The organism is Legionella quinlivanii, assembly GCF_003265995.1.
GTDB lineage: Bacteria > Pseudomonadota > Gammaproteobacteria > Legionellales > Legionellaceae > Legionella_C > Legionella_C quinlivanii_A.
On sequence record NZ_MVJN01000004.1, the window covers coordinates 1 to 12,689 of the forward strand.

A 12,689-nucleotide genomic window follows, 5' to 3' on the forward strand; every position below is an offset into this window, starting at 1 on the left:
TGGTATCCAACAGCATAGAGTCCCTTTGTTTATTCCTGCCCGGAAAAAATTTAAAGGGTACTCTAGCTCTTTTTTCAATTTATTCAATCTGTTAAACAAAAATATTTTCCTTAGCCTGACGGCTATGGGCGCTTCGCCCGACGTTGGATTTTCATCAAAATCAAACAGATGAGATGGTATTATTCCAAAGAAGGATGGAACCTCTATTGATAAAATTACTGCATGCTTGAATATGCAACGAAAAAGAAATGTCGAGCGAAGCGCCCGACCTACGATTTCAGGTAAAGATTCGCCTCGAGGATAATAAATGTCTCGTATAGTTTTTGGTGTTATTTTAGCGGCCATTCTTCTGACGGCCGCTTATCAATGGAATTCAAAGCATATGGCGAATAGTACTGCTCAGGAAAGCTATTTATATCCTGCTATCAAACCCTTTCATGAAGATTATCTTGCTACTGGCAGCCTGCATAAACTATGGTATGCCGAGTATGGCAATCCCAATGGGAAGCCCGTTATAGTATTACACGGGGGGCCTGGTGCCGGATGCGGTGAAAATGACATGCGTTATTTCGATCCCGCTTACTGGCGCATTATTTTGCTGGATCAGCGAGGCGCCAAACGCTCAAGACCTTTTGGAGAAATGCGTGAAAATACCACCCAGGACTTAATCGCAGATCTTGAGCGCTTACGAACTCACCTGAATATTAATCAATGGCTGGTATTTGGCGGCTCCTGGGGCAGTGCACTGGCGCTGGCTTATGGCGAAGCGCATCCTGATAAGGTAACCGGTTTTGTCTTGCGGGGGATTTTTCTCGCGCGTCAGCGTGAAAGTGAGCAATTGTTGTATGGAATGCGCGATACTTTTCCTGATGCCTGGCAGGAGTTTAATGATTTCATCCCCAGGGACCAACAGCATAATTTAGGAAATGCCTATTACCAGCTGGTGATGGATTCTGATGCCAGTGTCGCTTTACCAGCGGCGAAAGCACTGATGAAATATGATTTGATTTGTTCGTTTATCAAGCTGGGTAAAAAGCAATTAGATGCGTTTCTAAGCGATGATCAACTTGTGCTAGGGATTGCCAGAACCTTCATTTATTATAACGAACATCATTTTTTCCTGGAAGAGAATCAGCTCCTGGATAACATCGACAAAATCAATCATTTACCCCTGATTATCGTTCATGGACGCTATGACACGGTCACCCGGGCACGCACCGCATTTGAATTGCATCAGGCCTGGCCGAACTCTCAATTGATTTTTGCTGACAGCTCAGGCCACTCGGCTATGGAAATTAATGTAACCAGGGAATTGATTAAAGCAACTGAGGCGATGAAAAAGCGCTCCTCATGACTATAACTAACCTATCGTCTTTGCGAACAAAGTGAAGCAATCCAAATCGAAACCTGAACAAAGTAAGGAATTGGATTGCTTCGCTAATGCTCGCAAAGACGGTTTTTGTAACAACGCCGATTGCTCACGGGTGATTGAGAGATCCTCCCCCTACAAGTAGTACAAGCCGCCCTCACACAATAAGGGTACTTCTACTGAACTTTCCCCCGCATATCAATTTCCCAGACATCTATTACAACATCATTCTCAATAATATAAAAATAATCATGCAGATTGATAGTGGGGTCGCAATGTGGAACAATTAATTCCAGAACCTCGCCATTTTTCGGCAGCGGCGCATTGCCTGAAGAAGAAACACGACCATGTTCATCACCGAAACCTGCCCAGTCGTATTCCAAATTTGAGCGATTAATGATGAGAGGTTTACAGCGATCGACATACAAGGCTTTAGTACCTGCATCAACAGTCACATGCGAGTTTTGATTACTGCTGATAACTGTGGTGAGCAGAGTCATCGCCGGTAAAAAGTGCTTCCCAGTCGCTGAGCCGATTTCACTATACTGCACATCCATGACTGTATAAGACCCCGGTTGAATCTCTGTGACCTCAGAAGCCTGGCAATCAATGTCGAAAGTGCCAGTTCCCGTACCGGTCAAAATCTCACAAGGCAATCCCGCTTTTCTAAATTGACGAACCAGTTCACTAGCCATTTCCATGACCGCCAGCGACTTGTTTTTACGTTCCTCATAAACTGCTATATGTTGTAAATTTCCCGCGTAACATTGGATTCCAGCTAAGCGCAGCCAAGGCATCCCCTGGACAAACTGACCTAGTGACAAAGCATCACTGGCATTCACTCCCGTTCGACCAATGCCGGAATTGATATCAATCAGAACTGATAACACTTTACCGCAGGTTTGAGCAGCCTCATTGAGCTGCTCGATATTCTCTTTATTATCCACCACAATGTACAAATCAGAGCAAAGCTGATGGCATTCCATTAAGCGCTGAATTTTATGCCTGGTAACTACCGGCGATGTAATCAGAATATTAGAAAGGCCTTTAGATGCCAGCACCAGGGCTTCACTCACTTTGGCCACGCAAACACCAATAGCGCCATAGTCGATTTGCAGCTGTGCCAGCGAAGACGATTTATGGGTTTTACAATGTGGCCTTAAATGAATGCCCTGTTTTATACAATGGTCGCGCATCGTCAAAAGATTAAGCTCAAGCTTTTGCTTATCGATGAGCAAACAAGGAGTATCGAGTTGAAATTTGCTTAACCCCAGAAGCAAGGACTTATCCATATTCAATCACTTTTTTCAGAGCGGCAAACCCGGCGTTCAATCCATAAAGCCAGCAGGATTGTCGAGAGAACTCCCAAGGCGACTCCATAATTATGCCACCCCTCCCCCACCAGTTTTAAGGCATCCGGGGAGTGTAATAAAGAGAATGGCACCGCCAGTAATACATCGACAATGGCCGAACCTGCTACAAGTCCGCAGGCCAGAAGAATTCCGATTTGTTTACGTTCTTTCTTTTCTTCTTCATTTATCTTTCTGCGTTTTAAGGACCATTGAACCAGCATGTAAATCAGGCCGCCTAAAAACAGAGGAAATGAAGAAGCAATAGGAAGGTACATCCCGATAGCTATACCCAGAATTGACAAGCGAATTATGCGATGAATTCTAAACAATTTGTCAATAATGATAATCGCCACAATGATGGCAGAACCTATTAGCATCATCGCCCAGGGCAACGTATTTCTGAAAACTGCTTCGGTAATGGCAGCCATTAATGCGGCAGTCGGTGCGGGTAAGGATTGTGCCGGGTCCATTCCTTCATGGGGCATTACACCGGCAATGCCGTATACATCAAATAGCAGCTGCATTACAGGAGGGATGACTAATGCGGAAACGATAACCCCTAAAAGCAGCATCACCTGCTGACGCCATGGGGTTGCGCCAACCAGCTGACCCACTTTCAAATCCTGAGTGTTATCATTGGCAATTGCAGCAATACCCGTCACAATGGAGCCAATAATGATAGTTATCGCTTCAGCCGCTTTAATCTGATCCTCGGTAAAAGGCAAGGGGAGCATCTTATTGATAAATGTCAATAATACCCAGGCAGCAAATAACATTCCGGCAATCACAACAGAGCTACCGGGACTGGCAGTTACACCTACCATACCTGAAAAATAACCAGTCATTACCGAAAATAAAAATCCAACGATAAGAACGTATAAAACCGCTGCGAATGCCAGACCGGGAGCCGAATCTTCTGAAAACCCGACTGCTTCAGTAGGAAAAATATACTGAAAAAAGAAAAACAGGATGCCCGACATCAGCATGATCCCGATTAATAAAAACGGCAAAGGAATATCGCGATCCGTTCGGGGAAGGAAGCTATCCTTACGGTTCTTGGTGACAAAGGCATCAAAGGAGACAGCAATACTTTTGGCCAATGGCCTGATAAGCTTCAGGAAAGTCCATACACCGGCGAAAAGCATAGCACCAATTCCTAAGTAGCGCATTTCGCTATCCCAGAGAAAAGCCGCTGCCTGCTCAACCGGATATTGGTGTAGAAACTCGGGATAAAATCGACTCACAATTGGCAAAGCAATTAACCAGGATACCACCGAGCCGATAAAAATACTGATAGCCATTTCAAAGCCGACCAGATAACCGGCACCAATCATAGTGGCAGAAAATCCGGCACCAAAACCAAAAAGAGAACGCCTGGCAACAAACCAGACACTCCAACTGCTGGCAATCAGTTTAAAGCCAACCTGCAATAATTCAATTAAGCCGCCAATAGCCCCACCCAAAAAGATATCGCGGATACCAGAGCTTCTTGAAGATTTTAACACCTCGGCAATTGCCCGGCCCTCCGGGAATTTCAAAACCGGTTCATTAACCAGTACCCGGCGTAAGGGGATTGAAAAAAGTACTCCCAAAATACCACCGCAGGCTGCAATCATGAAGTTGTTAATGTAATCAAAATGATGCCAGTAATGGATAATAACTAATGCGGGAATGGTGTAAACGATACCTCCTGCAACCGCCTCACCTGCCGAAGCAGCCGTTTGTACCGCATTATTTTCTAGAATGGTTGCATTTTTAAAAAATCGTAAAATACCCATTGAAATAATAGCGGCAGGAATGGACGCGGAGGTCAATATCCCCAGCTTCAATGCCAGATAGGCATTGGACATAGCCAGTAATACAGTCAGTAATACCGCCAGCAAAATACTGCGGAGTGTTAACTCAGCTATATAGGGCTCTTTTATTTCTTTCACAACAGACTTGGTCATGCATTACCCCAGGCAGCCTTGGCAATTTCCGGTTTAATCCAGGACTTAAGCATTGAATAGGGAATCAGGACTTTTTGCGGTCCATAGACATAGGCTGCAACCTGATAGGTATCAAACACAATCATTACTCCAGACCTGGTGAAATACCAGCTTTTATAATTTTCAGCTGTGGGTTTCGTTCCTTCATTAATCCAGTTTTCATCTGCCTTTCCTTGCTTGACGAAATGATCATGACAGAATTTAGCGATTTGATTGAGTGCGTCACTCTCCGGTTTAAACAGTGAATCCAGACTAATCTCTTGCCCATTAAAAAAGTTGAATGTCTTAATGCTTTGGGAAGGATGAGCTGCTCCTCTCATATTGCTTGAGACATTAAATAAAAGACTCAGAATACTGGCATTGGAAAACTTGGTTTGATAATTAATGTATAATCCATTTTTGCCAGGGATATCGGCAGATAAATTATCCTGTTTGTTTATCTCTAAAATGGCTTCCTTTTGCTTACTAATAAAATCCTGAACAGGTTTGTTTATTGTGTTGCTGGCATAGCCCTGAGGGTAGTTAATATCCAAAACCAGCTTTTCATCTTCCTGCTTGATGGTGACTGTTTTTACCGATGCCAGTGCGTTAAAAACGCCGCCAGTCATTAGAGTTAATAACATCAGTATTTGTACTATTTTTTTCATAACGACTCCTCTACTGCTTTAACCATTTTCCGCCAATCATTGTGCTGTGAGGAAGAGGGTAAGCAAAATAATAACACAGGGAAGCACTCTCTTTTACTGACCAGCGAACAAGGTCCGCGGCAAAACCAGGGGCAAGTATGCCAGTTTCCTGATGAATACCCAAGGCTTTTGCTGCATTTACTGTAACGGCTTTGAGTACTTCCGGAATGCTTAAGGAAAAGAAACGGCAAGCCATACTCATCATGAGCAATAACGACGCTGTTGGTGATGAGCCTGGATTACAATCCGTTGCAATAGCAATATCCACCCCATGCTGACGTAAAAGCTTTACCGGCGGCTTTCTTTTCTCTGCAAGGAAATAATAAGCACCCGGCAACAGAACTGCGACAGTACCGTTTTCTCCTAAAGCTCTTGCCCCCTCCTCCTCCAGATATTCAAGATGATCGCAGGATAAAGCCTTCATGTTCGCGGCCAGTCTGCTTGCACCCAGATTGGAAAGCTGTTCCGCATGGCATCTGAGCGGAATCTTATAGTGGTTCGCAGCATTGAATATTTGCTCTGTTTGAGCAAGATTAAAACCAATGGATTCACAAAATACATCGACCGCATCAGCCAACCCCTGGTCGGCCACAGCAGGAAGCACCTCTGCACATAAATAATCCACATAAGCCTGTGCATTGTGTTTATATTCGACAGGCACTGCATGCGCACCCAGAAAGCTGGTTTTAATCCGCATTCCGCTGAAAGTCTGCAGCTGCCTTGCCGCTTTCAGCATTTTAATTTCATTGTCCAGATCAAGGCCATAGCCCGATTTGATTTCAACGCTGGTAACGCCTTCTGAGCGCAAGGCAAGCAGGCGAGGCAAGGACTGTTCAATCAGTTCGTCCAGCGAGGCCCTTCTAGTCTGCATCACCGTGGAGACAATGCCTCCGCCTTCTCTGGCAATATCCGCATAACTGGCACCTTCGAGTTTTCGCTGAAATTCTCTGGAGCGATCGCCGGCATATACAAGATGCGTATGGCAATCAATGAGACCGGGAGTAATCAGCTGCCCCTGACAATCCTCAATCAAGGCATCAATGCGCTGAAATTCCACAGGAAGCAGTTCATCTTTTCCACACCAGGCAATTTTATCCTGCGAAATAACAATTGACTGTCCGCCCCTTTCCGATCCATCCGAATCAAGGGTCAAAGCATTTTTTAAAATGGTGAGACTCATATTACTCCCAGTGAGGTACGATATGAGGAGATTTTAACCAGGCAGAGTGATGACTTGTGTCATAAATATCCCACTCCTGCGCAATATATTCCTCTTTAGGAACATCGATTAGCAGCCATGTCAAAAACAGAGCCACTGTAGAGGGCTCAAGCAGTCGCTGTTCCGCCTTCAGAGATTTAAAAAAACTTTGCTTTTCATTTTCCATGTGACTGGCTTCACGAATAATTTCCTGCATAGGCGTGTCAATAATACCCGGCATTACACTGGCGAAAGCAACCCCTTTCTCTTCTAATTGCCAGCAGCGCGTCAGCATAGCCAATGCTGCTTTAGATACGCAATAGCCTGCCCATCCGGCAACTGGAAAATAGGCGGCGCCTGAACCGATATGCAGTACTCGCCCCTGGCTCAGTTTATGATGGAGTAATTGAGATAAAAAAAGTGGTGCATTTAAATTAGTCTTAATAAAGCGGTTCCAGTCAACTTCACTGACAGTTTGAACTGGCTGAATCGGTGTAATCACTCCAGCATTGTGCACCAGACCTTCCAGATTGCCCTTGGTCTCTAAATGATCCACCAGACGCTGACGCTCCCGGGCCTTGGAGACATCACATTGAAAAAATGAAATTCGCTCTGAGAGGCTGGCTGTTGATTCAAGCACATCGATTCGCCGCCCCACAATCAGGACTTCTTTTTGTCGTTCAGTCAGTGCAATAGCCAGGGCACGTCCAATACCAGTGCCGCCTCCGGTAATTAAAAACATAGTTATCCTTACTGCCAGGCCGCTACTATTCAGGGATTGACAAATTAAACCGCAGCAGCTCTGTCAATTTTAAATAGAGGAAATGATAACAGGTCTCTGGTTTTGTTAATACTATCTTGAAAGCTCAGTTTGAAAGCATTAATTTTATTCAGGATCATCTGCGCTGGTTGCGTAAATTCATGAATTGTAAGATAGTAATCTAACCTGTTGATTAAACGTCTGTTGATATTGAAAAGATGGATTAATTGAAATCAGAGCGAACAATTAATGGTCTTTAAGTTGTGAATTTTATTGCAAGGAGTCAACCAATGAATAAATTAGTGTTGTGTGGTAGTGTGTTATCTATAATGTGTGCGACTGCGCATGCCGATAACAAACCTGCTGCTATTTTAACTCAGCCTGTAGCCGCACAAACAACTCAACCGGATACAACTACTCAAAATCAAGGCAGTCAAACCAGTCAGCCCGCCGCAGCAACCCAAAATCAGAATGGGCAAGCTGGCCAGTCTGGGGCCGCCACACAGACTCAAAGTGGTCAGTCCGGCAGTACAACCCAGACAAAACAGGCGACAACACCTGCCACAATCAAAACTCAAACCACCACGACCACTACTCAAACACCCAGCCAGACAACAACCCAGACAACTCCTGCAGCGAACACAGCGAATCCGGTCAATACATCTGTGAAACCCACAGTCGTTCCCGCTGGACAAACAACCCAGACCACAACAATTCCTGCAACTGCTCAGCCTCAGGTCATTGATTGCAATTACCGCATACCTGCAGAAACTACCCAAATTGAGCAATCGCTTGTGATTAAATGGGCAGCAAAAGCATTACAACAATCGTTTGATCTGGATTTTAATACCGTTGATCAGCAACTTGCATCTCTGAAAAATTGCTATACCGATCAGGGTTGGCAAAGTTTCAATGATGCATTGACCAAATCAGGCAACCTGGAAGCCATCAAAGCCCAAAAATTAATGGTCAGCAGTATGATCGATGGCCAGGAACAAGTAGTAGAGAGTAAAGATAACCAATGGAAAATCACCTTCCCATTGCAGGTAGTCTACCAGAATGACAAAGAAAAGCTGACTCAGCCTCTCTCTGTTTACCTAGTCATTGGACGTAAAATTACAGGTGATCTGGGTATCATGCAGATGATCGCCTCACCCAGACAAATAGGTTCTGGGCAACAAAGCGTGCCTTCCACCAATCAAACCACAACTAACAGTGGAAATAAAACCTCACAGTAATTAAACCAGATTCCCGCTATGCGGGAATCCCTCTCTCAATTTTTTCTCCCAAATGATGTTATCTTCATAACGAAATTCTTTACAGATTTGTCACGATTTATTACTGCCTATTAATCAGACACTAGTTGATAGAAACCTCATATCTGTGTTATTTTTATAACATATGTTTAAATTTAGAAAAGAAAATGGCCTATCCAAAAATTTCTGCCTTACTGAATAACTGTCCAATGCATTTTCTAACCCCTGAAATTGTTCAGGAGTGCTTGAAACGGGGCAGCGACGGCAGTTACAGCCGCCCTCAGGATGATGTCAACTATGAGCGTCTGAAACAGACGTTTGCAGCTACCTATCTTGAAGGAAAAGAAATATCCTGGCCAGAGCTCGCGGAACTTTTACGGCAATATAATCCTTTCGACCAGCAAATCATCTTAGGACCCGTATTACGTCAATTTATGGCTGATTCAATGAAAGTTGATCACGAATTACCTGCCTTTTTTGAAGATAAAGCCGGATTGGAAGCTTATATACGGAAGATGTCTGAACCTGTTCCCGAATTACAAAATCGTTTTCATTCCGCTGGCCCCCATGAAATTTCAACCTTTGTCGCAGCCCCTTTGGGAATTATGTTTACTTATCACAGAGCCAAGGAATCCCCCAAAACCCTTCCGCATATCGCATTGCAGGATCCGGTTGGATTAATTGACGTTTATCATGAAGGGGATATTGGAGGAGCAGGCAATGGCGGGCACTGGGAAAGAACCGATAATAAGCTTGACCGTGTGGACTATGAAAAAGAAGCTGATTCAAGACTAGGATCTGTGGTTCGGCTTTTGAAAGATAACCCCAGTGTGACCCGAATGGGTTTGGATTTACTCAAACAACACGTCCGGAGGATGTACGAGTCAGTGTCAACAGGGCTTGACAGGAAAAATGAAATTGAATTCCTCGATGTACTCGCTCTGCAACTATCAAAATATGCAACGCTAATCAATGCGGTTCCTAAAGAAATAGCTATTCAGATTATCAATCCGGAACCTGACTCATTATTATTAGAGTTAATCACTCAGGTGCCTGATTTTATTGGTGAATACTCCCCGGAAATAATCGCTTCAGTAAAAAACTGCCTAAGACTTCGGGAACAGGGTAAGCCCTATATTTTACAGGGCATCTCCCAATTGAATGAAATTGTCAATTCACTCATGGAGCCTGTTCAGATAAACGTACCTGGGACTCAATCAGTCCAAAAAGCAGAAGAGGAGGAGTTAATCAGAGTAATGCCGTCCTCCCCTCCCTTGCCACGGGCTTCTTTTTTTAATAGCAATCCTTCATCTCAACCAGCTCGCTCACAAGACCTCAGTGTGCCAGCCCCTCTCCCTGAGTTGACCGTGATTGATTTATCTTCGATTCCGGCAGAAGAAAAAATTTCCTCTAATAGTGGAGAGCAGGATGAACTTTTAACGGCTCCTGTTTTTGATTTGGAACTTATCAGCCCGGCTCCTGAATCTGAAAAAGAAACTACAACCCCCGGTATGCCAGGTCCCTTGAGCGATAAATTGGTTCTCGATGAATTTGAAGATTTAATCACAGCGATTAACGCTGCCCTAAGCTTGCCTATTACAGCACAAGCCATATGTCAGGTTATTAATCTGGCTAATGAGCTTCAAGATAAAATTGTTGAGACAATTCAAAAGAGAAAACCCTCCGTGGCTGTAAATCGGGAGAGCGTTGAGGAAGTGCTTACCCAACTCAAATCAATTTATCCAGCCAAACTCCATTTTCAAAATCGGGAGCAGGCGCAAATGTGGCGAGCCTGTGTGCTTGAATTGACAAAGGAATATGCCCCTAAATTATTTCGTTCTGCCACCCAGGCAAGCACTTTTGGTAATAACCTTGTAAGCCTGCTTGATCTGACCACTGATGTCTATGTGGAAGTCGAATCGCTCACCATGAAATACAGGAATGTGACCGAGGACCTCGAAGATCTTGATTATTTTAGTAGTGAATACCAGGCACATCTGGACCTCATTGTACGGGAACTACCTAAATATCAGAAGGAACTTGATGACTTATCCAAATGTCCTAAAAATTATAAACCGATCGTTACATCAGCAGTAAAATCGGTTATGAACTATATCGAATTGCCCCCTCTTGCCCGCTTAAGGAAACTGCATGAAAATCTAATGGAGGCAATTAATAGCCTGGAACAATTTAAAAATTCAATTGACCCAGAGAGTTCCGATCCGCTAAAGCAACAGCAACTAAAAGACATCAATCATGCCCTTCTTAAATTTAATGCCTCACAAACTGAATTGGATGATAGCATTAAGTTCATTCTGGAAACGGGCAACACGCATAATGCCGGCTTGTTGCTGGTTAAATATAGCGATGATTTAAAGAAAACGGTACAAGATACAGTCTTGGACAAACCCTCTTTATCCTCACTGCACAGTACTTTTGAAAAATTTACCCGATTAATACTTAAAATCCTGAGCTTTGGAATCTATGAATATAAATCCAAACCAAGACAGGCGATTGAGGTACTGGATAGCGATCAGCTGGTGGATATCAGCAGCGGGATAAATGGCCCCTCAGCATCCTGATAGTCATCGTTTACAGTATTCTTAAACTTTGGACTCCTTCCTCTATCACCCTGGATTGATTTTCCAGGCATTGTTGAGGGCGCACTGCTTCAGCGTAGCGAATCTGTATGATTAAGGGCCGTAATGCATTATCGCTTAGTGTAATTCGCCACTGATGACTCAGGTATTTATTCTTGATCCGAAGACAGGGAAACTCCCCTAAATCTTCAAGCAAATAACAGTATTTTTTTTCCTCATGCATGATACAGCATGCCGATCTGGATTGCAGCTGATGAAGAATTTCATTAGCTCCATGATCAAATACTGTACACGTCCTATTTTTCTGTTTTAGCAATCGGATGGCCTCCTCTTCCAGGAGCTGGATTTCGCTTTGAATATGAATCATCTGTCCTAAATTTTTGTAAAATAAAAATAAGGATTCGCTTTGAGCCATAACCAGTAAAGCAATAAAACTTAAGATTAATGAAAAAACGATTAGAATCATTCCCTGCGAGCTTTTCATACGGCACGGACTCGCGTCAATAATTCAACTGTTTTGCTTTTTTTTAAAAATAGCATTGTTTTCAGAAAGCAATAGGCTCCTTTTCTAATCAGTTCAGTCTTGATTCCATCAATGATGCCGCTCAGTTCTTCTTTTTTATTAAAAGTGTAAAAGAGTGCAAAAGAATTCTGGGTATGTTTTTCTACAGAAAATTGCTCCTGAATCCAGAGCCCTGCATAGACAGGATCAAGATATTGATAAATGAGTGCGCGATCCAGTTCCAGCCACTGGCCAACATGATTAAACCTGGTCATTTTTACCAGGCGAGTTTCCGCATGAAAGCAATCAGCAATGACAATTGTCTGTCCCGCTTTTATCGTTTCATTTTTTTCAAGCAGAATGATTTTGCCATTCTCATCCAACAGGCGTGAAAAGGATTCATTCATCCTCGATAAACGCAATTCCATTTTACGGTTATCAATGTGTATCGTTTCCAAACCAGGATTAATTAAACTTGCGATATTTGCGCAGGGACTAAAACCTGCACGCCGCGAACTATCCCTCAGCAACTGAACGAGCATCAGCAGATCATTTTCTTTCTCAAGCAGATTTTGACTGTGATAGTATTGTTGCCGGGTGTTTATGTATTGCTGGTTGAGAACCATCAATAACAGACTTGATAAAAATAAGCTGATGAGCAACTCAACGAGACTTATCCCCTGCTGAAAGCGCATAAAAGGCCACCTTCTTCCTGCTGGTTGACACGGATAATGAATTGAGAAAATTGGTCAAGCGACTCATTGAGCCGATGTGAACTCTGCCAAAGTACTGAGATAAGACCCAGCGCTCCTGCTCCAACCAAAAAAAGGGCAATAAGCACTTCTATCAAAGAAAATCCCTTGTATATTTCCATTTACATTCCCGGGGTCAAACTTGCAGGGAGAGATTATCTCTTTCAGCCCTCTTGTTCAATATTTTTTATAAGAAGACTTAATATTTCTCAGATCCTCTTGGCTC

11 protein-coding genes are annotated in these 12,689 nt (G+C 43.5%); 3 read left to right on the forward strand and 8 right to left on the reverse strand.

Annotation, left to right across the window (positions count from 1 at the left end; translation table 11 throughout):
* The first annotated feature begins 307 nt into the window (after positions 1-307).
* Positions 308-1,354 carry a prolyl aminopeptidase gene (gene pip / locus B1207_RS05610; RefSeq protein ID WP_112219023.1) on the forward strand — a complete coding sequence of 349 codons (1,047 nt, stop codon included), beginning with the start codon at positions 308-310 and terminating at the stop codon, positions 1,352-1,354.
* A 191-nt stretch (positions 1,355-1,545) separates the two neighbouring features.
* Here pip and B1207_RS05615 read toward each other — a convergent pair whose 3' ends face one another.
* Genes B1207_RS05615 through B1207_RS05635 form a run of 5 tightly spaced genes read right to left on the reverse strand, consistent with a single transcriptional unit; the run spans position 1,546 to position 7,335 of the window.
* Positions 1,546-2,661 carry a DSD1 family PLP-dependent enzyme gene (locus B1207_RS05615; RefSeq protein ID WP_112219024.1) on the reverse strand — a complete coding sequence of 372 codons (1,116 nt, stop codon included), beginning with the start codon at positions 2,659-2,661 and terminating at the stop codon, positions 1,546-1,548.
* Between the two features lie 2 nt (positions 2,662-2,663).
* Positions 2,664-4,670 (reverse strand): OPT family oligopeptide transporter, encoded by a 2,007-nt coding sequence (locus tag B1207_RS05620; protein WP_112219025.1) that lies wholly within the window; start codon positions 4,668-4,670, stop codon positions 2,664-2,666.
* Complete coding sequence (locus B1207_RS05625; protein ID WP_112219026.1) at positions 4,667-5,356, reverse strand: DUF3298 and DUF4163 domain-containing protein; 690 nt, start codon at positions 5,354-5,356, stop codon at positions 4,667-4,669. Before B1207_RS05625 ends, B1207_RS05620 begins: the two co-directional genes overlap by 4 nt.
* A gap of 10 nt (positions 5,357-5,366) precedes the next feature.
* Positions 5,367-6,575, reverse strand: a complete 1,209-nt coding sequence (hutI, locus tag B1207_RS05630) for an imidazolonepropionase (RefSeq protein ID WP_112219027.1) — start codon at positions 6,573-6,575, stop codon at positions 5,367-5,369.
* A 1-nt stretch (position 6,576) separates the two neighbouring features.
* Entirely contained in the window at positions 6,577-7,335 is a 759-nt protein-coding gene (locus B1207_RS05635) for an SDR family NAD(P)-dependent oxidoreductase (protein WP_112219028.1), read from the reverse strand.
* A 308-nt stretch (positions 7,336-7,643) separates the two neighbouring features.
* On the opposite strand from B1207_RS05635, the gene B1207_RS05640 reads away from it, so the two are divergent.
* Both B1207_RS05640 and B1207_RS05645 read left to right on the forward strand, forming a co-directional pair.
* Entirely contained in the window at positions 7,644-8,591 is a 948-nt protein-coding gene (locus B1207_RS05640) for a DotI/IcmL family type IV secretion protein (RefSeq protein WP_253255790.1), read from the forward strand.
* A gap of 185 nt (positions 8,592-8,776) precedes the next feature.
* The gene (locus B1207_RS05645; RefSeq protein WP_112219029.1) at positions 8,777-11,191 is read left to right on the forward strand and encodes a hypothetical protein; all 2,415 of its coding nucleotides are present in this window, start codon (positions 8,777-8,779) and stop codon (positions 11,189-11,191) included.
* Positions 11,192-11,201: 10 nt separating this feature from the next.
* Here B1207_RS05645 and B1207_RS05650 read toward each other — a convergent pair whose 3' ends face one another.
* From B1207_RS05650 to B1207_RS05660, 3 genes are read right to left on the reverse strand one after another with little or no spacing between them, the layout of a single operon-like run.
* Entirely contained in the window at positions 11,202-11,693 is a 492-nt protein-coding gene (locus B1207_RS05650) for a hypothetical protein (protein ID WP_112219030.1), read from the reverse strand.
* The gene (locus B1207_RS05655) at positions 11,690-12,406 is read right to left on the reverse strand and encodes a prepilin-type N-terminal cleavage/methylation domain-containing protein (protein ID WP_112219031.1); all 717 of its coding nucleotides are present in this window, start codon (positions 12,404-12,406) and stop codon (positions 11,690-11,692) included. The genes B1207_RS05650 and B1207_RS05655 overlap by 4 nt, the downstream gene beginning before the upstream one ends.
* Positions 12,385-12,585 (reverse strand): type IV pilus modification PilV family protein, encoded by a 201-nt coding sequence (locus B1207_RS05660; RefSeq protein ID WP_112219032.1) that lies wholly within the window; start codon positions 12,583-12,585, stop codon positions 12,385-12,387. Before B1207_RS05660 ends, B1207_RS05655 begins: the two co-directional genes overlap by 22 nt.
* Positions 12,586-12,689: the final 104 nt, after the last annotated feature.

What these genes read in the sequence shown, in the direction of transcription:
- pip (WP_112219023.1), top strand. Translation starts at nt 308, where the DNA reads ATGTCTCGTATAGTTTTTGGTGTTATTTTAGCGGCCATTCTTCTGACG.
- B1207_RS05615 (WP_112219024.1), bottom strand. Translation starts at nt 2,661, where the DNA reads ATGGATAAGTCCTTGCTTCTGGGGTTAAGCAAATTTCAACTCGATACT.
- B1207_RS05620 (WP_112219025.1), bottom strand. Translation starts at nt 4,670, where the DNA reads ATGACCAAGTCTGTTGTGAAAGAAATAAAAGAGCCCTATATAGCTGAG.
- B1207_RS05625 (WP_112219026.1), bottom strand. Translation starts at nt 5,356, where the DNA reads ATGAAAAAAATAGTACAAATACTGATGTTATTAACTCTAATGACTGGC.
- hutI (WP_112219027.1), bottom strand. Translation starts at nt 6,575, where the DNA reads ATGAGTCTCACCATTTTAAAAAATGCTTTGACCCTTGATTCGGATGGA.
- B1207_RS05635 (WP_112219028.1), bottom strand. Translation starts at nt 7,335, where the DNA reads ATGTTTTTAATTACCGGAGGCGGCACTGGTATTGGACGTGCCCTGGCT.
- B1207_RS05640 (WP_253255790.1), top strand. Translation starts at nt 7,644, where the DNA reads ATGAATAAATTAGTGTTGTGTGGTAGTGTGTTATCTATAATGTGTGCG.
- B1207_RS05645 (WP_112219029.1), top strand. Translation starts at nt 8,777, where the DNA reads ATGGCCTATCCAAAAATTTCTGCCTTACTGAATAACTGTCCAATGCAT.
- B1207_RS05650 (WP_112219030.1), bottom strand. Translation starts at nt 11,693, where the DNA reads ATGAAAAGCTCGCAGGGAATGATTCTAATCGTTTTTTCATTAATCTTA.
- B1207_RS05655 (WP_112219031.1), bottom strand. Translation starts at nt 12,406, where the DNA reads ATGCGCTTTCAGCAGGGGATAAGTCTCGTTGAGTTGCTCATCAGCTTA.
- B1207_RS05660 (WP_112219032.1), bottom strand. Translation starts at nt 12,585, where the DNA reads ATGGAAATATACAAGGGATTTTCTTTGATAGAAGTGCTTATTGCCCTT.